Here is a 21,718-nt window from a genome sequence, read left to right on the forward strand (position 1 = left end):
CGGGAGCGCCGAAGCGGCTGCTTTCTGGCCGTGGCAGTCTCTGCTATGGCCTGATCTCGACCACCGTCCCGTTGGGCGCCGCCTCTGCAATTTCCTCAATCTCTTCGTCGGTTACGGCGATGCACCCCTGGGTCCAGTCCACCTCGGCGTGCGCGGCGCCAACCTGCGAGAGCCCGTTCTTGATGCCGTGAATCATGATGTCCCCGCCCGGAGAGACTCCCAGTTCCCGTGCCCGCTTTTTGTCTTTTTCGTTCGGATAGGAGATGCGCAGGGACAGGTGATAACGGCTGCCCTTGTTCCTCCCCTCGATGACGTAGGACCCCTCCGGGGTCTTGTTGTCGCCCTGCCGTTCCTTGGGACCCACCGGGTTGCCCCCCAGGGCTATCTTGTAGGTCCTGATCACCTCGCCCATGGAGAGCAGCGACAGCCGGCGGTCTTTCTTTTCGATCAGGATCCTGTCCACCGCTCCCTTCCGGGTGGCAATGGCAAATACCTTTTGCTCAAGGGTGTTAATCGTTTCCCGCAGGGCGGCGATGTCCTTGTTCCTGTTGTCGAGATCCTGTCTGAGCGCCTCGATGCGGGCCTGCTGTGCGGTAATGGTGCCGTCCTTGAGCGCGACGGTGTTGATGCCGAAGATCATCCGCTCGCTGTCCTGCCGGTACCTGCTCTCCGGGAACTCCCTGATGAGCTGCTCGAAGCACTCCAGTGCCTTCTGGTAATCCTTGAGCTCATTTCTGGGATAGGCATGGATGAATCCCTTTTCGAACAGCACTCGGTCTTTCGCGGCGGGATGGGTTTCGCCAATACGGGTATATGCGTCGAGGGAGGCGCTGTAGTTCCCCTGGGAGAACAGGTCGTTCGCCTCCTGGAAGATCGGCGCGGCCTGATGGTGGCTGCAGCCGCAGAGGAGCAGCATGCAGCAGATGCAGACCGGCACGAGGCGCGCAGCCATCCTGTGTCGAGAGTGTGTCATAGATGCCGTTACTCCATGGCGGAAGCATCGGGAATATGATGTGCCGGGACCGGTTGTCCCGGCCGGCAGGTACGTGACGGGGATTCCGGACCGTCACGTACCTGCCCGGTGCGGAGAGACGCTACTTCCTCATGGATTTCTGGAACACGGCGTCGGCTTTTTTCGCCTTCTCATCGGCGATCCGCTCCCGTTCCTGGGCGGCCTTTTCGGCGTTTTCGGCGCGGGTGGTAGCGTCCTGCGCTTCCAGTTTTGCCGCATCTGCCGAGGCTTTGGCGGCCTGCGCTTCCTGCAGCGCCTGTTCGATCTTCGCGTCGAGCAGGCGCTGGTCGGCCTGTACCTGCTCCATTTCCCGGGATGTCGCGCAGCCGGCCAAGGCAGCGGCGAGAACCAGCGTCACCGAGATTACCGATAGTCTCTTCTTCATCACACATACCTCCTGTTTGTGTAGTGTACTCCGAGGGTTGCCGAGGGACGTCCCGTTGTCCCGCATCACCTCCCTTCGGTTCGATAGGGCGGGGCAGGTCAGATGGTCCTGCCGGGTTCGATCACGATACCGTCTATGTCAAGGTCGATTTTCAACCGTTTGGCCGCATCCCTGGCCTTGCCGCCGTCACTGAACGGGCCGGCGACGATCCGGTAGCTCGAATCCTTCGACAGCACTCGGGCCGGGATCGGCGGCCCCTGATGGTTGATGATGGCGGCCGTCCTCCGTGCTTCGATTTCGTCGCGCATGTCGCCGACCAGGACATACCATGCGTCCAGCTTGAGCGCCGGCAGCTCCGGCCTGCCGTACAGTGCGGCCGGGTGCTCGATTCTCAGGGGGGAGGACGCTTCCTGTTCCGCTCCCGGCCTCAGCTCCAGGATGGGGACGGGAATCCCCCGGGCCTCGGTCTGGACTGTGTTGATCTTGTCCCAGTCAAGGGTGCGCGCCGACGCGCGTTCAAAGGATTTCAGCTTCGCATGGATCCGGGCCAGTTCACTGGTGCCCGAATCCTCCAGGGGGGTGTGGGCTTCCATGTAGAGCACGCCGTCGCGCTGGCCGATGAGATAGGGCTGATTGACTATGAGCACCGGGGTGTTGACTGCCGTATCCCGGAACAGCACCTCGATATGTTCCGGATAGAGCCTCATGCAGCCATTGGATGCCTTCAGGCCGATGCTGGCCGGTTTGTTGGTGCCGTGGATCAGGTAGCCCGACCTGCTCAGATAGAGCGCGTAGTCTCCCAGGGGGTTCTCCGGCCCCGGCGGCACCTTTGCGGGGAGAATGTCCCCTTTTTTCCGGTGATCTTCGGCAATGGAGGCGGGCACATACCAGGTCGGCCGGCTGGCCTTGCGCGCCACGCGCGTCGGGCCCTGGGGGGTGGGCCGTTCCTTGGTCCCGATTCCGACCGGGTAGGTGGACACGGTCAGGCTCCGCCGTTTTCCTTGAATTGAAAGAGCCGCATGGTGGCCAGGTTGATCACGATCCCCTTTCGGGGGGCGTCCGGCAGGATAAAGTTCAGGGGCAGGGTAATGCGTTCGCCCGCCTTGGGCAGCCACACATCAACCCCCGGATTGGCTGCGCTGATGGCATTGATGCCCACGCTGAAGTGCCGCGCCACATCCGGCAGCGTATCCCCCTCTTCGAGTTTGACCAGCCCCAGTCGGCCGATGACGTCAGCTCCCGGCGCGACCTGGAACCGGTTCCGTTCAAGTTCGCTTTCGGGGTGGACCGGTGGGAACCAGGCTTGCCGGGTGGCGGCGCAGCCCGTGAGGGCAATGACGCAGATGCCCAGGACAACGGAACGAAGCCAATAGGCCACGGTTGGCAGCGTAACGAATCGGCGCATGGGTTACACGGGTACCTTTCTGTCTCATGACAATAAATAAGCCGGGGCCGAATATCCTGTGATAGTTCGGCAACCCGGCTGTCTCGGTGAGACCCTGTAGGCTTTCCGCCCCATCCTCGCGGATGGTTTAGTATTATCGTTTATCACCAGCAGTTGTCCTGCCGTGTCCGTCGTCGATGGAAACCGGCACGATCCGGCGCCTGTTCGGGCGCACCTCTCACTGACTCGCGCAACAAAAAAGCCGGGGCCGATATCCTGTGATATTTCGGCAACCCGGCTGTCTCGGTGAGACCCTGTAGGCTTTCCGCCCCATTCTCGCGAATGGTTGAGTATTGTCGTCTATCGCAACTAAATTTGTTGAATTGATAGCATCGTCATGAGAATTTGTCAACATTTTTCCGGAGTTCGCCGGTGCCGCACACCGATTTCAGAGCGCGGCCCATTGGCTGCCGTTGTGGGTAGGCCGTCCGGGGGCGGAGCGTGCGTTGCCGTGACATTGGGCCTTGACGGACAAACGCGGAGGATTTTAAGCTTGATGGTGGCGTCGCTTCGGCGTCACCGTGCCAAACGGGATAGGGGAGATTTATGTTCGAAGGTATTTTCTGGGACAACGACGGCGTGCTGATGGAGACCGAGCACCTCTACTACCGGGCCAATGCCGAGGCCCTGGTACGGGTGGGCGTAGAGCTTTCCCTCGACGACTTCTGCCGGATCTCCCTACGCCGGGGTGAAAGCGTGCTCGATCTCGCCGCCGGGCCGGGGCGGGACGACAGGGCAGCGGATGACCTGCGCCTGGTCCGCGACGAGATATACTTCCGGCTGCTGGGGGAAGAGGCGCGGGTAATACCGGGGGTCCGTGATACCCTGGAGCGGCTCCACGGCCGGCTCCCCATGGCGATCGTCACCAGCTGCCGGCGGGTGAATTTCCTGCAGATGCACCGTAGGAGCGAGCTGCTCCACTATTTCGATTTCATCCTCACCCGCGAGGACTACGGCGCATCGAAGCCCGATCCCGAACCGTACCTGGCGGCCTGTGCCCGCGCCGGGCTCGACCCCGGCCGCTGCCTGGCCATCGAGGATTCGGAACGGGGCGTCACCTCCGCGGCCCGGGCCGGGCTTGCCGTGGCCGCGATCCCGGGCACCATGAACCAAGGGGGCGATTTCGGCGCGGCACGGTGGCTGTTGGACGGCATTCACCAATTGCCGCCGCTCCTGAATCTCGACGAAGAGTGAGGAGCACGGTGACGCCGTGCGGAACTCAAGTCCCGCCCTTGCAGGCAGGGGCGGCATCCGCGTGCCGGTGCCTGAAGAAGAGATAAACCAGCGGCGGCAGAACGAGCAGGTAGGCCACGGCGAGGAGGCGGAAGGTACCGCCCGCGCCGGCGGCGTCGGCATACCGCCCCACCAGGGGGGCGGTGCAGGCGAACAGGAGCCGGAAGCAGAGGGACTGCAGCGACAGCATCCCGGCCCGGTTGGCCGAGGGAATTTCGTCCTGGACCAGGTGGAGGAGGAGCGGACCCCGCATCCCCCGCATGGCAGTGAGCAGGTAGTAGAAGAGAAAGCTCCATGCCCCCGCCGTCCAACCCAGCCCCAGATAGCCGGCCCAGACCAGCAGCACCAGGAGCAGGATCATCCGGCGGTCCCCCAACCGGGCCCGCACCCGGTGGCTCAACACGGCAAAGAGGGCCACGACCAGGTTGGCCCCGGCCCAGACCGGGCCGAAGGAGGCGAGGGGCACGCCGCAGTCGCGCATGTAGGGCTGGATCAGCCAGACCGGATAGAAGGAGGCGAGGCCGAGTGCGATGCTGAGCAGGATGGTGGCGCGCAGGCGCCGGTTGCGGACGAAAACGTAGCGGGCCGAGGCAAGGGCCTCCTTCAGATGGCTGGCCTGGTGGTGCCGCTCCCGTGAGGGCTCGGTCAGTCTGCGCGTCAGGAAAAGGGCTAGCACCCAGACCCCTACCTGGAGAAAAAAAGGAAGAAGGGGATAGCGGGCATAGAGGACACCGGCAAAGAGCGCCCCGGCTGCCTCGCCGGTCTGGCCGAAAAAGGTGGTGCGCCCTTCGTGGCGGGCATAGGCCGTTTCCTCTCCCTGGTCCTTGAGGGATTCGTAGAGGAGCGCGCTGTCGGTGCCGCTGATGAACGAGGTGGCAATGCCGAGAAGGATCTCGGCGATGAGGACGTCCCTGAACGATGTGGCCGCCGTATAGACCGCCCATCCCGCGATTCCCAGGGCCGAGGCCGCGGTCAGGGCCGGCCGGTAGCCGATCCGGTCGCTGATATAGCCGGATGGGTATTCCATCACCGCCATGGCCACGGCGAAGATGCTCTGCAGGAGCAGGATCTCGGACAGGCTCAGCCCGATCTGGTCCTTCCAGAACAGGGTGATGACCGCCATGGGAAACAGGGTCATCTGCAAGAAGGAGAAAGCGTAGAGCAGGGGGATGTTGCGCCGGAGGGTCATGGGCATGCCGGGCTCTCGGGTGGCACAGTGTGGCTCGGGAACGCTCCCGGTGTTTGCCCTCCAGGAGCAGAGGAGCGGGGGCACAAGACGTCCCATCGTTTGCCCTTGCCGGTTCCTGCTGAGAACGAGGTGCGCATGTGCACAGCATAACCCGCGCGGCCACTAAACGATACGGATTTAATGGATGCCAGCCGTCAGCGCCATGAAAGCATGCCCGACATGACATCCCGCTGTCTTTCGATCGCCACTGTCGCCGTCCGTGCAGTGGGTTGCGCGGGCCCACGCGGTTAACGCCGCCGGTAGATGCCCATCAACCCAGCGTCGGCCATGACATGCCCTTTCATGGCCCGTTCGACGTCGGCCTTGCCCGCGCTTGCCGGCAGGTTGAGGAGGGTGTCGAGCGCGTAGAGCTTGAAGAAATAGCGATGGCTTCCCGATGGCGGACAGGGGCCGCCGTAGCCGGTGCGTTGCCAGCTGTTGCGTCCCTGCACGCTCCCGGCGGGGACGCTGTTTTCGGCGAGTGCCGCGGTCTGCGGTGGGATGTTCCACAACACCCAGTGGACCCAGGTGCCCATGGGAGCGTCCGGATCATCCATGATCAGGACAAGGGAGCGGGCCTTGTCCGGCACGCCGTCGATCACGAGCGGCGGGCTGCCGTCCGTGCCGTCGCAGGTATACGCGGCCGGAATGGCCGCGCCATTGGCAAAGGCGGGACTGGTGAGATGCATCGCGCCCATCGTCGTTCCTCCCTTCTCCCCGGCAACGGCGGGTGACGCCAACGCCAGCAGCACCAACCCGAAAATCGTGTTCCTCATGGCCCTTTTCCCTCCCGTGCCAGGATCGCGGCCAGCTTGTCAAAAGATTCGTTCCAGCCGGTCGCACACATCTCCCGCATCTCTCCTGCGAGCAATCCCTTGTGCCGCAGGGTGAGCCGCGTTTTCCCCTTCACGTCCTCCAGCGTGGCCGTGATCAACAGTTCCAGGGGCCAATCGAGCAGTATCGAATAAAACGTCTTGGCCTTTGCCGGGCCGTTGGTAGCCAGTTCCACATGAACGAATTGATTTGCCATGATCTGATCCCGCTTGACTCAAGTATATCCCGTTCCGGAGGAAGGTCACCGCCATGGGCGGCTTATTGATTGATCCCTGGGCTGCAGCATGGTATATCTGGCAAGCGTATGAACCACAGGGCACGCCCTGTGGTTTTTTTGCGGGCGCAGAACGGGAGATCCCCCATGAATCCGAAGGCATTTTCGTCGCTCCACCTGAAATCACCCATGCTCAAGAACCTGGCCTCCCTCGGCTATGCTGAGATGACTCCGATTCAGGCCCACAGCCTGCCGCTCATCCTGGCTGGTAAGGACGTGATCGCCAGGGCCAAGACCGGTAGCGGCAAGACCGCGGCCTTTGGCATCGGACTGCTGACGCGTCTGGATGGGTTATCCTTTCGGGTGCAGGCGCTGGTGCTCTGCCCGACCCGTGAACTGGCGGATCAGGTGGGCAAAGAACTGCGGCGTCTGGCTCGATTTACCGATAATATCAAGATTCTGACCATTTGCGGTGGCGTCCCTTTCGGACCCCAGTTGGGCTCCCTGGAGCATGGCGCCCATGTGGTGGTAGGAACACCCGGCCGCCTGCTGGATCACCTGCGGCGCGGCAGCCTCGACCTCTCCTCGCTGCGGACCCTGGTACTGGACGAGGCGGACCGGATGCTCGACATGGGCTTCCAGGATGACATCAGCGCCCTGGTCGCTGCCACCCCGTCCAAAAGGCAGACCCTTCTCTTTTCCGCCACCTACCCGGAAACCATCGCAGCCATGAGCGCAGCGGTTCAGCGGGAAGCGGTGGAAGTCAGCGTGGACGAAGTCCACGGGGAGGGGGTCATCGAGCAGGTCTTCTACGAGGTGGACAGCGTCCAGCGGACCGAAGCGGTCGCGCGGATTCTCGGGCATTATCGCCCGGAGTCAGCACTCATCTTCTGCAACACGAAGATAGAGTGCCAGGAAGTTGCCGATGCTCTGGCCGGCCGGGGCTATGCCGCCCTGGCCATCCATGGTGACCTGGACCAGCGAGAGCGGGACCGGGTGCTGGTCCGGTTCGCCAACAGGAGTGCATCGGTGCTGGTGGCCACCGACGTCGCCGCCCGGGGGCTGGACATCAAGGAGCTTTCGGCGGTGATCAACTACGAGTTGTCCCGCAATCCGGAGGTCCATACCCACCGCATCGGCCGCACCGGTCGCGCCGGGGAGCGGGGGCTGGCCGTAAGCTTGGTAACGCCCCGGGAAAGCCGTCTGATTGCAGCCATCGCGGATGTGCCCGGCAGCACCACCACTCGTGGCGACCTGTCCACGCTGGCGCCGCTACCGGCGAAGCCGCCGCTGCCCCCCATGGTGACGCTCTGCATCGACGGGGGTCGCAAAAACAAGCTGCGGCCTGGTGATATTCTGGGGGCACTCACCGGAGAGGGAGGTATGCCGGCCAGCGAGGTGGGGAAGATCGATGTGTTCGATTTCCTTACCTACGTGGCCATTGCGCGGCAGAGCAGTGATCAGGCTCTGAACTTTCTGGGGGGACACAGGATCAAGGGGCGTTTTTTCAAGGTGAGGAAAGCAGTCTGACGATATGGGTTTTCTGGAAGAGCAGCGGGGCATGCGTGGCAATCTGCCGACCATGCCGTTTTTTCGAAACCCCGCTGAAGCCTTGTGGTGTTAAGGTGCACGAAAGGCGGTCAACCGGTCTGTTGCCGCTGTCATTCGGTTTCCCCACCGGGAGAGGTGCTCTCGATGCTGCCAGGCAGGCGATCTTTTTTTGCGAGTTTCCGCTGCAGCTTTTCCTCCATTTTTTTCTTCCGTTCCAACTCTTTCTGCCTCTTCTGAAACTGAAAATTGGGTTTAGCCATTGAATCATCACTCCTGCGCAAGGTTGGTCCGGCCGGAACTCCCGTCAAGGAAATCAATGCTGCCGCGGAGTTAATGTCATGGACCGGAATTTTCGAAACACAAAAGCCCCGGAGGTACCCGGGGCTTTTGTGTTTGCTGGGGACGAGCTGTTACACTCTGGTCACGTTTGCAGCCTGGAGGCCTTTCGGCCCCTTGGTGATTTCAAACGTTACTCTATCGCCTTCAGTAAGGGATTTGAATCCGTCACCCGAAATGGCGGAAAAATGACAAAACACGTCTTCACCATTTTCCTGCTCAAGAAAACCAAACCCCTTACTGTCGTTGAACCATTTTACCGTACCGTTTACCATGTGTGTACTTTCTCCTGATACTTCCTGTTGTTTTTGTCAGGCGTCATGCCGAACTTGTACCGACACTAACAGTTTTGTTTCAGGTAAGTCAATCTATTTATGTTATTTAGAGGGAGTAAATCAAACTATTTTGAGCAAATTGCAAATACTTCAAGGGAGAGGAGGCTTCTCTCATTAGAGTGATGTTGTTATTGAAAATACCTAGTATATTGAAAGCGTTGTATGGATATTTAGGGGTAATGAATAGATTGTAGACAACATTAATCGATGGATAGAAATATTATTGTATGGTTTTAAAGTAAATAGGAGTATTGTTAAATATCAGGCTTTGTTTTCTACGTATCGTCAGGTCCCAGAGGTGTCGACAAAGCATTCACCTCAATAAGAGAAACCGGAGTTGCTCAAATGACTATCAAAGTCGGTAATATTGTCAATCACACTGGTGGGTTGGGATGGGGATCCGGCAAGGTTCTGGAAGTGACGGCCACGTTGGCGGTAATCCAGTTCAGTGACGGAAAAAGCCGTAAGATAGCGGCATCGCACTTCTGTACGCTCGAACCGGCTGCCCCGGACTCATATGTTCCTCCACCTGAAGCTGCTGTTGAGGCAAAGCCTTCTCGGCCATCCCGGATGACCAAAAAAAAGTAAGTATCGCGCAGGGTGTCCCGGCGACATCCTGTGTAACGACAGGCGGCCCATCACGGACCGCCTGTGTCGTCATGCGCCGGGTATCATGGTGCCGCCTTGTCGCTGTCCTCTCCTATCATGTTTCCCGTCATCCCCAGGCCGGCTGTCCCTCCATCGTACAGACTAGATCATAGCGCCCCGCTTTAACCGGAATGAAATAAAGTTCCAGTGCATGCCCGGGGTGCACTTCGATGGACAAGAAATAGGAGGCCTTCACTTCTCCGGCGGCGCTGGATTGCACGTACGTTGCATGGTGGTGGCAACAACTGCACAGGGCAAGAGATACCAGCATAAGAGCCACGATCGTAAGTCTCAATCTTCATGGGGGCCTCCCTCCCTTTAGGAACGGAATACGGTGTGTGCTGGCATTTGTGGCGGTTTGCTCCTGCGGCTTGTGCAACGTGGCCAAGATGGCTGTAACAGCCCCACGTGGCTGATCCCTTCGCAGGGGGACCAGATATGCAGGGGATGCACTCACCGTGCGCCATGGGCCGGCGGTTGTTGCCGGTAGCTGATCCGGTAGATGGCCCCGGCCTTGTCGTCGGAAACGAGCATGCTGCCGTCGGGCATGACCTGCACATCCACGGGCCGGCCCCAGACCTTGCCGTTGTCCAGCCACCCCTCGGCAAAGGGCTCGTAGGAGACGGCCCGGTTTCCTTCGAGGCGCACCAGGGTGATGCGGTAGCCGATCCGTTCACTGCGGTTCCAGGAGCCGTGCTCGGCGATGAATATCTGGTTGCGGTAGCGTTCGGGAAACATGGTGCCGGTGTAGAAGCGCATGCCCAGCGCCGCCACGTGGGGGCCAAGCTCCATCTCCGGCGCCACGAGCCCGTCGGGCTTGCGTTTTGCGCCGAACTCGGGGTCAGGGATGTCGCGGCCGTGGCGGTAGGGGAACCCGAAGTGGAGACCGGGCTTGGGCGCCCGGTTGAGCTCGTCCGGCGGAATGTCGTTCCCCAGCCAGTCGCGGCCATTGTCGGTGAACCAGAGTTCGCCGGTGCCGGGGTTCCAGTCAAAGCCCACCGTGTTGCGAACTCCGTTGGCGAAGATCTCCAGGCCGGTGCCGTCCGGGTTCATCCGCATGATCGTGGCGAAGCGGGGATCCTTTTCCTCGCAAACGTTGCACGGGGCCCCCACCGGCACGTAGAGTCTGCCGTCGGGGCCGAAGCGGATGAACTTCCAGCCGTGATGGGTCCTGTCCGGGAATGAGTCGTTGACGATGACCGGCTGCGGGGGATTTTTCAGCCGCTCTTCAATGGCGTCGTACCGCAGCACCCGGCTCACCTCGGCCACGTAGAGGGAACCGTTGCGGAAGGCTACGCCGTTGGGCATCTGCAGCCCCTTGGCGATGGTGATCACCTCATCGGCCACCTGGTCGCCGTTGCGGTCCACCAGGGCGTAGACCTTGCCCTCCCCGCGGCTCCCCACGAACAGGGTTCCCCGGGAGCCGAGGGCCATGGAGCGGGCCCCCGGCACGTTGTCGGCATAAACGGCGATGCTGAAGCCGGGGGGGAGCGTGATGGCGGCCGGCAGCGTCCGGGCGGCGTTGCAGCCCGTGGCGGCAGCCAGCAGGAACAGGTGGGGAAGCAGGAACCGAAGGGCTCTGGGCAGTCGCATGGAGACCTCCCGTGACAGCGGATTGGTGTCCCTCAAGTGTACCACGACGGAACGATGCGTAAGGTCTCGTTGACTGATGCCTCGTCCTTGTTATCCTTCCATCACGACCGATATCTTTGTCCGCGGGCCGAGGCCGGCCCCGCGTCCCCACCGGGGAGGGAGGATCACCATGTCTGACGCAACCACCATCCGGGACCGGGCCGCGGGTGCCGTCATGGGCGCCTTCGTGGGCGAGGCCCTGGGCCTGGGCCCCACTGGTATTACGATCTCGATGAGATGCGGCGGGACTACGGCCCGTGGATCACCGACTACACCGATCCCCGGCCGGATCGCTACCATGCCGGGCTGAAGGCCGGCCAGCTCTCCCAGGCGGGATACATCCTGAAACTGCTGCTCAGTTCCCTGGTTGCGTGCGGCGGCTATGACGAGGCGGATTTCTGCCGCCGTCTGGATGAGGAGTTGCTGCCGTTGCTGGACGGCACCCCCGTGTGCGGGCCGGGGGGCTATACCAGCCAGTCGATCCGCGAGTTGTGGCGGCAGCGGGTGGAACGGAAGCTGCCGTGGGGCAGGACCGGCGGCCATGCCGACACCACGGAGGCGGCGGAGCGGACGCTCGCCCTGGCGGTGCGCTACGCGTGCGAGCCCGACCGTCTTGCCGCCGCCGTGGCCGGCAACTGCGTCCTCACCCAGATCGACGACACCGTCGTCTCCATGACCACCGCCTATGGTGCGGTACTGGGGATGCTGGTGCAGGGACATCCCCTCGACGAAGGCCTGTCGGCCAGACTCATGGCGCTGGTTGCGCGGGGAGAACTGCCGTTCCACGCCGTCACCACCGGCAACCTGCAGCCGCCCCGCCCGGGTGAGCCGGACCCACCGCGGGCTGGTACGTTCGCTTCCCCCGATGCCCTGCTGACCCCGTCCTACGTGGCGGCGGCCGCGGCAGACCCCCAGATCCGGATCGAGCCGGCATGGAAGGTCTCCATCGTCTACGGTATGCCCTGCGCCATCTATCACCTCCTGCCGGCGGTCTACTATCTGGCGGCCCGTTTTCGCGACGATTTCGAGGCCGCGGTCCTCCATGCCGTCAACGGCGGCGGCCAGAACCAGGCCCGGGCCATGCTCGCCGGTGCCCTGGTCGGCGCCCAGGTCGGTTTTTCGCGTATCCCCCGGCGCTTTATCGACGGCCTGGAGGAATCCGCCACCCTGTGCCGGCTGGCCGAAGATCTGGCCGCACAGGTTTGCGCCTGAGCGTACGGAGGGAGTCCCGTTGCAGCACGTCCCTCGGGAATGAAAGGAGGCAGTCATGTACGGCAAGGACAGGATCTACAAGAAGGTTGAGATCATCGGCGTATCGGCAGTGAGCATTGAGGGGGCCATCGAGACGGCCCTGGTCAGGGCCCGGAACTCCCTTGACAAGCTCTCCTGGTTCGAGGTGCAGGAAATCCGCGGTCACATCGGTGCCGACGGCAAGGTGGCTGAATACCAGGTGGTGCTGAAGGTTTCCTTTGAGCTGAAAGACTGACGCGGCGTTCCGGCCGGGCGGAACCCGGGGGAGGGGGCTGCCCGCCCGGGTTCCGCCGGAGAGATGGGGACGCCCGGTCAGCGCCCCGGCAGGGTGATGCAGAGGCATTCCCCTTCCGCATAGACCGCATCGTCGCAGAAGAGCCGGCCGTGGACCATGACCTTCCGGCCTTGGGCGGAGACGACGCGGCTCTCCACGGTGACCACCTTCTGGAGGGGGAGCATGGTGCGGAAGCTGATGTTGAGGTTCCCCACCACGATGGGGTAACCGGCGGCCCACGCGGCAAGTCCCAGGGCCTCGTCCATAACGGCGGCGATCGATCCGCCGTGGGCATGGCCCGGCGGGCCTTCGGTCTCGGGACCGAACCAGATGCGGGCATGGAGATGCTGTTCGCTGTCGCGATAGTAGCGGGCCCGGAAGCGGTTGCCGTCGGGTTCTCCGGAGACGAAGCGGAGCGATGCGCCGACCAGCGACGGCGCATCGAAAGGGATCCAGCCCTCCTCGCCGCTCAGGTCTACGGGGTGGCGGATGTGTTCGGCCCCCTGTTCAAGCGATGTTTCTGGCACGATTAGTTTCCTCCGTGACGTACGCATCCCGGCACGGGACGCGGTGATAATGCTGTGAGACGGGTGCCGGCGGGAGAGGGGTCAACTCGCCCCGGGCCGGTGGACCGCCAGCGGCCCCCACGACTGAAAGATCGACATGACCTCCAGGGCGTTGACGTTCACATGGGGCGGGAGTTCCGTCACCCAGGCCACGATGCCCGCGATGTCCTCGGCCGTGAGGGCCTGGGTCCCGGCGTAGACCTGGGCCGCCCGTTCCGCATCGCCCTTGAAGCGGACCATGGAGAACTCGGTTTCGGCCATCCCCGGCGCCAGGCAGGTAACCCGCACCCGTTTCCCCAGCAGGTCGGCCCGGAGGTTGCGGGAGAATTGCTCCACGAACGCCTTGGTGCCGCCATAGACGTTGCCGCCGGGATAGGGCCAGGAACCGGCCACCGACCCGATATTGACGATATGCCCCCGGTTGCGGGCGACCATGCCCGGCAGGAGAAACCGGGTGCAGTAGATCAGCCCCTTGATGTTGGTGTCGACCATGGCATCCCAGTCGTCCGGGTTCGTCTCGTGGGCCGGCTCCAGCCCCAGGGCGAGCCCCGCGTTGTTAACGAGGATGTCGATCCGGCTGAAGGCGTCGGGCAGCCCTTCCACCGCTTCCTGCACCGCCTTGCGCCGCCGCACGTCGAGGGTGACGGTGTGGACCTCCGCCTGCGGCGCCAGTTCGTCCCTGAGCGCCAGGAGCGGTTCCTCCCGGCGAGCCGCCAGAACCAGCCGGTCTCCCCTGTCGGCGAAGAGCCGGGCGCATGCCGCGCCGAATCCCGCTGACGCCCCGGTGATGAATACCGTTCTGCTCATGTGGTCCTCCCCTGAGGGTGCGTTGATGCCTGAGACTATGCACCGGATTTCCGCTGCGCGCAAGCAGCGGATGAATATCCCTGGCGTTTCGGGCCCGGCGTGCGCTACTCTGGAAATGCCTGTCGTCTCCGCGCCCTCGAGCTTCCAGTATCTCTCTCACTCTTTTTCGGAGGACTCAATCGAAAAGGATCCTGCTGTTCAGCATGGTGATGCTTGCCTGCAGCTCCGGCGACTGACCGCGGGCCGCGGATTGGCGGAGCCCCCTTGCCCCTTATCTGTGATATAATGAATTACATGGAAGGAGGTGCATGGTCATGCTGGACACAGGCAAGACAACAACCGGGAGTCCGTCCACGGAGAGATGCGACATCAAGGCCTGGAGCGGAGCATGCGGGCATGATTCCTACACGGCCATCGGCGACAAGTACCGGTGCGATCTGTGCGGGACCATTGCCGACCTGACCCATGAAGTGAAGCACGATACGTTCCCCTACACGAGCGGCGACTACGACAATCTGAGTTAGGGGCACGGGCTGGCTGATCCGTCGGTGCGGCATGAAGGTGACGTGGAGCTGGTGAGCCACGGTTACGGGATGCTCCGGAGATATCCGGGGCATTTTTTTGCACGCGGCTGGGCCCGGACTTCGACGGCGCCTCCCCCTCGCCCGTTGCGGCATCCCTTCATGGCGCTATACTTATCCTCCGGACCTCTGCGGAGCCTGCACGGCCCACGTCGCCGGCTGCCCCGAGTGCTCCTGCGCGAAAAGCGTCTCAGGGACCATCGGGCCATGCTCCGACTGGTCCGCCACTATCATTGAAAGCAGTATCGCCCAAGGAATGCTCAAGCCCATGGAGGAGGACGGACTGGTGTCCCTCGCGGAAAAGATCTGGCCGCTGACTTTGTTCTGGCTGAACCGCCTCGCAGCCGGCGGGGAAGAAGCGGCCGAGTCGACCCTGCGCCGCGGCAACGGATTGGTGCGCCGCACGGTCTGCCGCCGCCTGACGGAAGGGGGGGTGCGCATGCTTGCCCGGTCCGGCCCGGCCGCCCCATGAATCCCGTTCTGCTTGCATTGGGCCTGACACTGTTTGCCGGCATGGCCACCGGCATCGGCAGTGCCATTGCCTTTTTCGCCAAGCGGACGAGCTACCGGTTTCTTTCGGTGGCAACCGGGTTTTCGGCCGGTGTCATGGTGTACGTCTCCTTCGTGGAAATCCTTCCCAAGGGGCTCGACTCCCTGGTACGGTCCTGCGGCGAGCCCTGGGGGCACTGGCTGAACGCCGCATCGTTCTTCGGGGGGATGCTCTGCATCGGCCTCATCGATGCCGTGATCCCCGCTGCGAAGAACCCCCACGAGATCCACGCCGACCATGAGATTGCCCCCCTCCACGACCGTTCGGCCCCCTTTCCCGACTTCGATTCCCTTGCCGCCGATCCCCGCTGCGCTCCGACCGGCACCCACGATCACCGGCCGCCGCAACGCCACCTGCTGCGGATGGGCCTGTTCACCGCCCTCGCCATCACGATCCACAACTTTCCCGAAGGATGGCCACGTTCCTGGCGGCCCTGGAGAATCCGCGCGTCGGCGCCGCCATTGCCGTGGCCGTTGCGCTCCACAATATCCCCGAGGGGGTCAGCGTTTCCGTGCCGATCTTCTACGCGACCGGCAATCGGCGGAAGGCATTTGCCCTGTCGCTGCTGAGCGGCATGGCCGAGCCCGCCGGTGCCGCCGTCGGCTACCTGGCGCTCCTGCTCTATTCGGGAGGGGGGTCCGGCACCATTCCCGACCAGGTGACCGGTGCGCTCTTCGGTGGGGTGGCGGGTATCATGGTCTACATCAGCTTGGATGAACTGCTGCCGGCCAGCCGGGCTTACGGCAAGGGGCACGACAGCCTGCTGGGGCTCGTGGGGGGGATGGCGGTCATGGCGCTGAGCCTGCTGCTGATGAAGTAGAGTGGCGGAAACACGGTCAAAAACCTTGTCTGGTAGCCTTGACGCGCACGTCCGTGCCGAGGCCCCCGGCACACCCTGAAAAAAATTTGCGATGCTCCGGGTTTTTTTCTTGTTTTCCTGAAAGTGAACCTGCTATTGTTTGTAAGTCCGCGCGCAATGCGGAACATATCAAAAAGAAGTATGGAGAAAGCACGTACATGGTAAACGGAACAGTGAAGTGGTTCAATGACAGCAAGGGGTTTGGTTTTCTTGAGCAGGAGAATGGCGAGGATGTATTCGTTCACTTCTCCGCCATTACCGGCAACGGTTTCAAGACCCTTGCTGAAGGCGATAGGGTAACCTTTGAGGTGACCAAGGGCCCCAAGGGTCTTCAGGCCGCCAACGTGACGCGGATATAGATTGGCCGCACCCCAGTGAGAAAAGCCCCGGAGAAATCCGGGGCTTTTTTTGTGCCCGAGGCAAAAGGGCCGGTTTCCGCGTGGTTCCCGAAAAAGCGTTTGCCTCCCGCACGGAGTAAATGATATAAAAAGGACCTTAAATATCTCTTTTATGGGGGCATCCATGTTTCGCCTGCCCGGAAAAAGGATCGGTGCTCTGTTTCTTGTATTTGGTGCGTTGTTGTGTGCCGGGATGCCGGCCTGGGGGGCAGCGCCGCTGGTGATGGTGGACCAGGGGCACGGCCAGCGTTTCGTCATTGAACAGAAAGGAGAACTGCAGTTGTCCCGCTTCGGCGCCATCCTGGGCGAAGAGGGTCTCCGGGTCGTGAGCAGCCGGGAACGGCTGACCGACGAGTCGCTCCGGCAGGCGGCGGGGCTCGTGATTTCCGGTCCCTTTACCCCACTGGCGCCGGCCGAGGTGGATGCGGTGATCCGCTTTGCCGAGCGCGGGGGGAGGGTTGCGCTGATGCTGCACATCGGCCCCCCGGTGGGCGTTCTCATGCAGCGGGTGGGGGTCGCCTTTTCCAACGGCGTCCTCCACGAACAGCACAACCTGGTGGGAGATGACGATATCAGCTTCCAGGTGCGCGACCTGACGGCACACCCCCTCTTCACCGGTATCGATCACTTCAGCCTCTATGGCGGCTGGGCCCTCAGCGGCCAGACCCCGCTCGCCCGGACGAGCGCCGAAACCTGGGTGGACCTGAACGGCGACCGGCAGCTTACCGAGCGCGATGCCATGGATCGCTTCGCGGTGGTGGTGGAGGGGAGCATCGGGGCCGGACGCATTCTGATCTTTGGTGATGATGCCATTTTTCTGAACCGGTACCTGGATGAGGCGAATTCGCGTCTGGCAAGGAATCTCGCCCAGTGGCTGGGGGGGCGGTAAGATTCCCGGCGGGGAGGATCGCGGCCGTGGGGCTGATCCCGAAGCTGAACGACGCGAGACATACCTGCAAGGCGGCCACTGGGCCGCCTTGTTCCGTTTCCGGGAACGGTTGCCGGGTCTGAGGCCCGAGAGCGGTCCAGACCTTTTGGCCGCACGAGCGCCAACACTGTAACTTGAAGATTTCTCGGGTCTTACAACCTGCAAAACTCCACAGCCTGCCGAGGTTACAACAGAGTATCACGTTGACGCCGGCCAGCCAGCGGTGCTATTCTTGGCAGATTCTGCCTTAGCCCTTGATCGGCCGATGAAAATCAACCAGAGCTCAGGAGGTGTCCGGTGAGGAAATTCGGTTTCTTGGCTGTGTCCGTGTCTCTTTCCCTTATGCTGCTTTCGACGGCCATGGCGGCGCCTCCCGGCGGCAAGGTTCTCATCGGGATATCGAAGGTCGTTTCGCATCCGGCCCTGGATGCCGTTGAAAGGGGGCTCCAGGACGAACTGGCCGCCCTGAAGATCAATGCCCGGTACGATCTGCAGAACGCCAACGGCGACGCCAATACCGCCGCCTCCATTGCCAATAAATTCCAGTCCGAGAAGGTGACCCTGGCCGTGGGCATCGCCACTCCCACCGCCCAAGCCCTGGTAAACACTCTGAAAACGACGCCGGTGGTCTTTTCCGCAGTGACCGACCCGGTCAAGGCCGGCCTGGTGAAATCCCTGACCAGGGGCGAGAAGTACGTCACCGGCGTTTCCGACATGACCCCTGTCAAGCAGCAGATCGAGCTCCTGCTCAAGATCAAGAAGGTGAAGCGGCTCGGCCACATCTACACCAGCTCCGAAGAGAATGCCGTGGTGCTTGCCGGGGTGGTGAAGAAGGCGTGCCAGGACCTGGGCATCCAGTACGTGGAAACCACCGTGTCCAAGTCCGCCGAGGTTAAGCAGGCCACCCAGTCCATCATCCGCAGGGTCGATGCCCTCTACGTGAGCACCGACAACACGGTGGTGTCGGCCATGAGCGCCCTGACCGACGTGGCCATGAAGAACAAGGTGCCGGTCATGTCGGCGGACCCCAGCTCCGCCGAGAGCCATCCCGTCCTGGCGGCCTGGGGCTTCGACTACTACAAGATGGGGCGCGCCACGGGCAAGATGGTGGCCGAGATCCTCAAGGGCAAGAAGCCGGAGCAACTTCCGACCCGCTTCATGACCAAGGCTTCCGACGTGGACCTGCTGGTGAACCTGGACGTGGCGAAGAAGCTCGGCCTCACCGTGCCGGCCGCCATCGCGAAGAACGCCAACAAGGTTGTCGAGAACGGCACGCTGACCAAGAAGTAACGGCAAGAAGGCTTCCATGATCGAAGGTATTTTTGTTGAAGGACTCATTTACGGGATCATGGTCCTGGGGGTATTCATCTCCTTCCGGATCCTCGACTTTCCCGACCTGACGGTGGACGGGTCGTTCCCTCTGGGAGCGGCCCTCATGGCCCAGTGCATCATGATGGGGGTGAACCTCTGGGTTGCACTGCTGGTGGCCTTCGCGGGCGGAGTGATCGCCGGCGTGGTCACCTCCCTCATCCATAACCATCTGAAGGTGCCGAACCTCCTGGCCGGCATCCTGACCATGACCATGCTCTACTCCGTCAACATCCGGGTGCTGGGGAACCGGGCGAACGTCCCGCTCCTGAACCAGGAGACGATCCTCTCCCTGGTGACCGAGCGGCTTGCGGGGATCATCCCGGACGAGTATATCCTCCTGGTCTTCTTCGCGGTGGTGACCCTCGCGATCAAGCTCCTGCTCGACCTCTTCTTCCGCACCGACCTGGGGCTCACCATCGGGGCCATGGGGAACAACGAGCAGATGGTCATCTCCCAGGGGGTGAATCCCCAGACCCTGAAGTCCATCGGCCTGGGCCTCTCCAATGGGCTGGTGGCCCTCTCCGGCGCCTTTGCGGCCCAGTATCTGGGCTTCGCCGACGTGGGGCTCGGTCAGGGGATCATCATCTCGGGCCTGGCGTCGGTCATGATCGGCGAGTTCCTGATCATGAAGAGCAACCGGATCGGGGTGCTCACTCTCTGCGCCGTTCTGGGCTCCATCTGTTTTTACGCGGTCATGTACGTGGGGCGCTACTACGGCTACGTCATCAACATGACCCCCAACGACCTGAACCTCATCAAGGGGATCCTGATCATCGCGCTGCTGGTCCTTACCCAGAGCAAGAAGCTGAAGAAATTCGCCGTTAAAGCTGTGGTGAAAAATGATTGAGCTCAAAAATGTGTCCATGATCTTCAACCCGGGCACGGTGAACGAGAATCAGGCCATCTCGAACATCAACCTGAAGGTCCGGGAGGGGGACTTCATAACCGTCATCGGCAGCAACGGCGCTGGCAAGTCGACCCTCTTCAACCTCATTGCCGGGACCATCACCCCCTCTTCCGGCTCCATTTTCCTGAATGACCGGAACATCACCCGCGACCCCGAGTACAAGCGGGCCAAGTACATCGGCCGGATCTTTCAGAATCCGCTCCTGGGAACCGCTTCCACCATGAGCCTGGAAGACAACATGATGATCACCTATAAAAAGGGGTTCAAGTGGCTCAAGAGGAGCCTGAACCACAAGATGCGGGAGTACTTCCGGACGGAACTGGTCCAGTTGAAGATGGGGCTGGAGGACCGGATGAAGGAGAACCTGGCCCTCTTCTCCGGGGGGCAGCGCCAGGCCCTGACGCTCCTGATGATGGTCCTTTCCCGGCCGGACCTGATCCTTCTCGACGAGCACACGGCGGCCCTGGACCCCAAGAACGCCCAGATCGTCCTGGAGCTCACCGACAAGTTCATTCGGGAATACAATCTCACGGCCATGATGATCACCCACAACATGAGCCATGCCATCGAGTACGGTAACCGGCTCCTGATGATGGACAAAGGGGAGATCATCTTCGAGGCCGAGGGGGAGGAGAAGCGGGCGCTGACCGTGGAGAAGCTCATCGACAAATTCCACCAGATCCGCCACACCTCCTTCGAAAACGACCGCACCCTTCTTTCCGACGACTAGGCGCGGGCCGGCCCCGGTCCCGCGCCGCCCCGACGTAAGCCATGCTCCTCATTCATCCCCCTGTCGCCAAACCGGGTGAACCGCCCGCCGGCATCGCCCGCCTCGCGGGCGAGCTCCGGGCCCACGGCCTTCCCTGCCGGGTACTGGATGCCAACCTGGAGGGGCTCCTCTGGCTGCTGGATCAGCCGTCTCCGGCTACCGACACCTGGACCCGCCGGGCATCCCGAAGCCGTGCAGATCACCTGGCCGCACTGCGGGGGATGGACGCTTACCGCTCCCCCGACCGGTACCGCCGGGCGGTCAGCGACCTGAACCGGCTCCTGGCCGCGGCGGGGCGCGACTCCGGCGCAGTGCCGGGGCTTGCGGACTACCGGCAGGACGGGTTTTCCCCCGTATCGGGTGCCGATCTGCTCAGGGCTGCGGAAGAGCCTGAGCGCAATCCCTTCCATCCCTGGTTCAGTCAACGCCTGCCCGAGCAGCTGGACGGCGTCCGCGTGGCGGGCCTGTCCCTCAACTACCTGAGCCAGGCGGTTTCTGCCTTCGCCATGATCGGCTTTCTCCGCACGCGGTTCCCCGGACTGACCCTGGTGCTGGGCGGCGGGCTGGTCACGTCGTGGCTGCGGCGCCCCGGGTGGCGCAATCCGTTCGGCGGCCTCGTGGATCACCTGGTGGACGGGCCCGGGGAGTTGCCCCTTCTGCGGCTTCTGGGGGCCGAAGAGCCGCTCTGCCACCAGGTGCCGCCCGCCTACGACCCGCTGCCCCTGCACGACTACCTTTCCCCCGGACTGGTTCTGCCCTACAGCGCCGCCGGCGGCTGCTACTGGAACCGCTGTTCCTTCTGTCCCGAGCGGGCCGAGGGAAACGCCTACCGCCCCCGCGCCGTCCAGCGGGTACTGGCTGATCTGGAGACCCTGGTCAGCCGGCACCAACCCGCGCTGGTGCACCTTCTTGACAATGCCGTCAGTCCGTCGCTCCTGCGGGGGATGGCGGCTGCCCCGCCGGGCGTCCCCTGGTATGGCTTCGCCAGGGTCGACGAACAGTTGGCGGATCCCGATTTCTGCCGGGATCTCAGACGCTCCGGATGCGTGATGCTGAAGCTGGGGCTTGAGTCGGGGGATCAGGGGGTGCTGGACCGGCTGCACAAGGGGGTCGACCTGGCAACGGCGGCACGGGCCCTCCGGAGTCTGCGGGAGGCGGGCATTGCCGTGTACGCCTACCTCCTGTTCGGCACCCCCGCGGAAACGGAAGAGGCTGCCCGGCGGACGCTGGCATTCGTGGCAGAGCACCGGGAGGAGATCGGATTCCTCAATCTGGCGGTGTTCAACATGCCGATCAGCGGGGATGAGGCCGATGCTTACGGCACTGCGCCATTCTACGAGGGAGATCTCTCGCTCTACACCGCCTTCCGGCATCCCCGGGGCTGGGACCGGAAGCAGGTGCGGCGCTTCCTGGACCGGGAGTTCACGCGCCATCCCGCCGTGGCGCCGATTCTGCGCCGGGACCCGCCGGTGTTTACCTCCAACCATGCACCCTTTTTCGTCGGGGGCTGATCAGGCTGCGTCAGCCATCCCGCGCCTTCTGTTTCTCTTGGCAGAATTGCTTTGACAGGGTCAATGCCCGTGGCGTATACAGGATCAATCGGCT

20 protein-coding genes, 5 pseudogenes and 2 other annotated features are annotated in these 21,718 nt (G+C 62.7%); of the genes and pseudogenes, 14 read left to right on the top strand and 11 right to left on the bottom strand.

All coding sequences use genetic code 11. The features are described from left to right. Positions 1-43 precede the first annotated feature (43 nt). The 3 genes and pseudogenes from A2G06_00675 to A2G06_00685 all read right to left on the bottom strand — a co-directional run bounded on the left by A2G06_00675 (position 44) and on the right by A2G06_00685 (position 2,802). Complete coding sequence (locus tag A2G06_00675; protein ID ANA39148.1) at positions 44-973, bottom strand: peptidase; 930 nt, start codon at positions 971-973, stop codon at positions 44-46. A 121-nt stretch (positions 974-1,094) separates the two neighbouring features. Beyond that, positions 1,095-1,397: a hypothetical protein gene (locus tag A2G06_00680; protein ANA39149.1), complete on the bottom strand. Its 303-nt coding sequence runs from the start codon at positions 1,395-1,397 to the stop codon at positions 1,095-1,097. Between the two features lie 98 nt (positions 1,398-1,495). After that, a pseudogene (locus tag A2G06_00685) lies at positions 1,496-2,802 on the bottom strand (peptidase). A 65-nt stretch (positions 2,803-2,867) separates the two neighbouring features. After that, positions 2,868-2,944, bottom strand: a binding site (cyclic di-GMP riboswitch class I). Between the two features lie 122 nt (positions 2,945-3,066). After that, positions 3,067-3,143: a binding site (cyclic di-GMP riboswitch class I), on the bottom strand. Between the two features lie 244 nt (positions 3,144-3,387). Between A2G06_00685 and A2G06_00690 the strand changes: the two are divergent. Next, entirely contained in the window at positions 3,388-4,035 is a 648-nt protein-coding gene (locus A2G06_00690) for an HAD family hydrolase (GenBank protein ANA39150.1), read from the top strand. A gap of 25 nt (positions 4,036-4,060) precedes the next feature. Here the strand turns inward: A2G06_00690 and A2G06_00695 are convergent, their stop codons facing one another. From A2G06_00695 to A2G06_00705, 3 genes are all read right to left on the bottom strand, one after another. Then, positions 4,061-5,263 carry an MFS transporter gene (locus A2G06_00695; protein ID ANA41557.1) on the bottom strand — a complete coding sequence of 401 codons (1,203 nt, stop codon included), beginning with the start codon at positions 5,261-5,263 and terminating at the stop codon, positions 4,061-4,063. A 287-nt stretch (positions 5,264-5,550) separates the two neighbouring features. After that, positions 5,551-6,078, bottom strand: a complete 528-nt coding sequence (locus A2G06_00700; GenBank protein ID ANA39151.1) for a kinase inhibitor — start codon at positions 6,076-6,078, stop codon at positions 5,551-5,553. Further along, on the bottom strand, positions 6,075-6,332 hold the full coding sequence (locus A2G06_00705; GenBank protein ID ANA39152.1) for a hypothetical protein: 258 nt from the start codon (positions 6,330-6,332) through the stop codon (positions 6,075-6,077). The genes A2G06_00700 and A2G06_00705 overlap by 4 nt, the downstream gene beginning before the upstream one ends. 165 nt (positions 6,333-6,497) lie before the next feature. Between A2G06_00705 and A2G06_00710 the strand changes: the two genes are divergently transcribed. Continuing rightward, positions 6,498-7,880 carry an ATP-dependent RNA helicase gene (locus tag A2G06_00710; GenBank protein ID ANA39153.1) on the top strand — a complete coding sequence of 461 codons (1,383 nt, stop codon included), beginning with the start codon at positions 6,498-6,500 and terminating at the stop codon, positions 7,878-7,880. 131 nt (positions 7,881-8,011) lie between these two features. Here A2G06_00710 and A2G06_00715 read toward each other — a convergent pair whose 3' ends face one another. Together A2G06_00715 and A2G06_00720 are read right to left on the bottom strand one after the other, a co-directional pair. Then, complete coding sequence (locus A2G06_00715; protein ANA39154.1) at positions 8,012-8,161, bottom strand: hypothetical protein; 150 nt, start codon at positions 8,159-8,161, stop codon at positions 8,012-8,014. Positions 8,162-8,311: 150 nt separating this feature from the next. Then, positions 8,312-8,512 (bottom strand): cold-shock protein, encoded by a 201-nt coding sequence (locus A2G06_00720; protein ANA39155.1) that lies wholly within the window; start codon positions 8,510-8,512, stop codon positions 8,312-8,314. Between the two features lie 405 nt (positions 8,513-8,917). Here A2G06_00720 and A2G06_00725 point away from each other — a divergent pair, with 405 nt between their 5' ends. Then, a complete protein-coding gene (locus A2G06_00725) occupies positions 8,918-9,160 on the top strand; it encodes a hypothetical protein (GenBank protein ID ANA39156.1) in 243 nt (80 codons plus the stop codon). Between the two features lie 513 nt (positions 9,161-9,673). On the opposite strand, the gene A2G06_00730 is transcribed toward A2G06_00725, so the two are convergent. Then, positions 9,674-10,813, bottom strand: coding sequence for a sorbosone dehydrogenase (locus A2G06_00730; protein ID ANA39157.1), 1,140 nt, complete (start codon positions 10,811-10,813; stop codon positions 9,674-9,676). A 169-nt stretch (positions 10,814-10,982) separates the two neighbouring features. Here A2G06_00730 and A2G06_00735 point away from each other — a divergent pair. Continuing rightward, positions 10,983-12,064: pseudogene (locus A2G06_00735) on the top strand (ADP-ribosylglycohydrolase). A 55-nt stretch (positions 12,065-12,119) separates the two neighbouring features. After that, on the top strand, positions 12,120-12,338 hold the full coding sequence (locus A2G06_00740; GenBank protein ID ANA39158.1) for a dodecin flavoprotein: 219 nt from the start codon (positions 12,120-12,122) through the stop codon (positions 12,336-12,338). Positions 12,339-12,415: 77 nt separating this feature from the next. Here A2G06_00740 and A2G06_00745 read toward each other — a convergent pair whose 3' ends face one another. Then, the gene (locus tag A2G06_00745; GenBank protein ANA39159.1) at positions 12,416-12,904 is read right to left on the bottom strand and encodes a thioesterase; all 489 of its coding nucleotides are present in this window, start codon (positions 12,902-12,904) and stop codon (positions 12,416-12,418) included. An 81-nt stretch (positions 12,905-12,985) separates the two neighbouring features. Further along, positions 12,986-13,750, bottom strand: a complete 765-nt coding sequence (locus A2G06_00750; protein ID ANA39160.1) for an NAD(P)-dependent oxidoreductase — start codon at positions 13,748-13,750, stop codon at positions 12,986-12,988. A 314-nt stretch (positions 13,751-14,064) separates the two neighbouring features. Here A2G06_00750 and A2G06_00755 point away from each other — a divergent pair, with 314 nt between their 5' ends. The 9 genes and pseudogenes from A2G06_00755 (at position 14,065) to A2G06_00795 (ending at position 21,624) form a co-directional block, all read left to right on the top strand. After that, the gene (locus A2G06_00755) at positions 14,065-14,274 is read left to right on the top strand and encodes a hypothetical protein (GenBank protein ID ANA41558.1); all 210 of its coding nucleotides are present in this window, start codon (positions 14,065-14,067) and stop codon (positions 14,272-14,274) included. A gap of 228 nt (positions 14,275-14,502) precedes the next feature. Further along, positions 14,503-14,803 (top strand): annotated as a pseudogene (locus tag A2G06_00760) (TetR family transcriptional regulator). Next, positions 14,800-15,701 (top strand): annotated as a pseudogene (locus A2G06_00765) (zinc transporter ZupT). The pseudogenes A2G06_00760 and A2G06_00765 overlap by 4 nt, the downstream one beginning before the upstream one ends. Positions 15,702-15,898: 197 nt before the next feature. After that, the gene (locus tag A2G06_00770) at positions 15,899-16,099 is read left to right on the top strand and encodes a cold-shock protein (GenBank protein ANA39161.1); all 201 of its coding nucleotides are present in this window, start codon (positions 15,899-15,901) and stop codon (positions 16,097-16,099) included. Positions 16,100-16,262: 163 nt separating this feature from the next. Next, positions 16,263-17,055 (top strand): annotated as a pseudogene (locus tag A2G06_00775) (hypothetical protein). 308 nt (positions 17,056-17,363) lie between these two features. Then, positions 17,364-18,356 carry an ABC transporter substrate-binding protein gene (locus A2G06_00780; GenBank protein ANA39162.1) on the top strand — a complete coding sequence of 331 codons (993 nt, stop codon included), beginning with the start codon at positions 17,364-17,366 and terminating at the stop codon, positions 18,354-18,356. Between the two features lie 16 nt (positions 18,357-18,372). Continuing rightward, positions 18,373-19,284, top strand: coding sequence for an ABC transporter permease (locus tag A2G06_00785; GenBank protein ID ANA39163.1), 912 nt, complete (start codon positions 18,373-18,375; stop codon positions 19,282-19,284). Next, complete coding sequence (locus tag A2G06_00790; GenBank protein ANA39164.1) at positions 19,277-20,074, top strand: ABC transporter ATP-binding protein; 798 nt, start codon at positions 19,277-19,279, stop codon at positions 20,072-20,074. Before A2G06_00785 ends, A2G06_00790 begins: the two co-directional genes overlap by 8 nt. A 41-nt stretch (positions 20,075-20,115) precedes the next feature. Further along, the gene (locus tag A2G06_00795) at positions 20,116-21,624 is read left to right on the top strand and encodes a radical SAM protein (protein ANA39165.1); all 1,509 of its coding nucleotides are present in this window, start codon (positions 20,116-20,118) and stop codon (positions 21,622-21,624) included. Positions 21,625-21,718: the final 94 nt, after the last annotated feature.

The sequence above is a fragment of the Geobacter anodireducens genome (genome assembly GCA_001628815.1).
In the GTDB taxonomy this organism is placed as follows: Bacteria; Desulfobacterota; Desulfuromonadia; order Geobacterales; family Geobacteraceae; genus Geobacter; species Geobacter anodireducens.

What these genes read in the sequence shown, in the direction of transcription:
- A2G06_00690 (ANA39150.1), top strand. Translation starts at nt 3,388, where the DNA reads ATGTTCGAAGGTATTTTCTGGGACAACGACGGCGTGCTGATGGAGACC.
- A2G06_00720 (ANA39155.1), bottom strand. Translation starts at nt 8,512, where the DNA reads ATGGTAAACGGTACGGTAAAATGGTTCAACGACAGTAAGGGGTTTGGT.
- A2G06_00700 (ANA39151.1), bottom strand. Translation starts at nt 6,078, where the DNA reads ATGAGGAACACGATTTTCGGGTTGGTGCTGCTGGCGTTGGCGTCACCC.
- A2G06_00730 (ANA39157.1), bottom strand. Translation starts at nt 10,813, where the DNA reads ATGCGACTGCCCAGAGCCCTTCGGTTCCTGCTTCCCCACCTGTTCCTG.
- A2G06_00740 (ANA39158.1), top strand. Translation starts at nt 12,120, where the DNA reads ATGTACGGCAAGGACAGGATCTACAAGAAGGTTGAGATCATCGGCGTA.
- A2G06_00750 (ANA39160.1), bottom strand. Translation starts at nt 13,750, where the DNA reads ATGAGCAGAACGGTATTCATCACCGGGGCGTCAGCGGGATTCGGCGCG.
- A2G06_00695 (ANA41557.1), bottom strand. Translation starts at nt 5,263, where the DNA reads ATGACCCTCCGGCGCAACATCCCCCTGCTCTACGCTTTCTCCTTCTTG.
- A2G06_00790 (ANA39164.1), top strand. Translation starts at nt 19,277, where the DNA reads ATGATTGAGCTCAAAAATGTGTCCATGATCTTCAACCCGGGCACGGTG.
- A2G06_00675 (ANA39148.1), bottom strand. Translation starts at nt 973, where the DNA reads ATGACACACTCTCGACACAGGATGGCTGCGCGCCTCGTGCCGGTCTGC.
- A2G06_00680 (ANA39149.1), bottom strand. Translation starts at nt 1,397, where the DNA reads ATGAAGAAGAGACTATCGGTAATCTCGGTGACGCTGGTTCTCGCCGCT.
- A2G06_00725 (ANA39156.1), top strand. Translation starts at nt 8,918, where the DNA reads ATGACTATCAAAGTCGGTAATATTGTCAATCACACTGGTGGGTTGGGA.
- A2G06_00705 (ANA39152.1), bottom strand. Translation starts at nt 6,332, where the DNA reads ATGGCAAATCAATTCGTTCATGTGGAACTGGCTACCAACGGCCCGGCA.
- A2G06_00785 (ANA39163.1), top strand. Translation starts at nt 18,373, where the DNA reads ATGATCGAAGGTATTTTTGTTGAAGGACTCATTTACGGGATCATGGTC.
- A2G06_00770 (ANA39161.1), top strand. Translation starts at nt 15,899, where the DNA reads ATGGTAAACGGAACAGTGAAGTGGTTCAATGACAGCAAGGGGTTTGGT.
- A2G06_00710 (ANA39153.1), top strand. Translation starts at nt 6,498, where the DNA reads ATGAATCCGAAGGCATTTTCGTCGCTCCACCTGAAATCACCCATGCTC.
- A2G06_00795 (ANA39165.1), top strand. Translation starts at nt 20,116, where the DNA reads ATGCTCCTCATTCATCCCCCTGTCGCCAAACCGGGTGAACCGCCCGCC.
- A2G06_00755 (ANA41558.1), top strand. Translation starts at nt 14,065, where the DNA reads ATGCTGGACACAGGCAAGACAACAACCGGGAGTCCGTCCACGGAGAGA.
- A2G06_00715 (ANA39154.1), bottom strand. Translation starts at nt 8,161, where the DNA reads ATGGCTAAACCCAATTTTCAGTTTCAGAAGAGGCAGAAAGAGTTGGAA.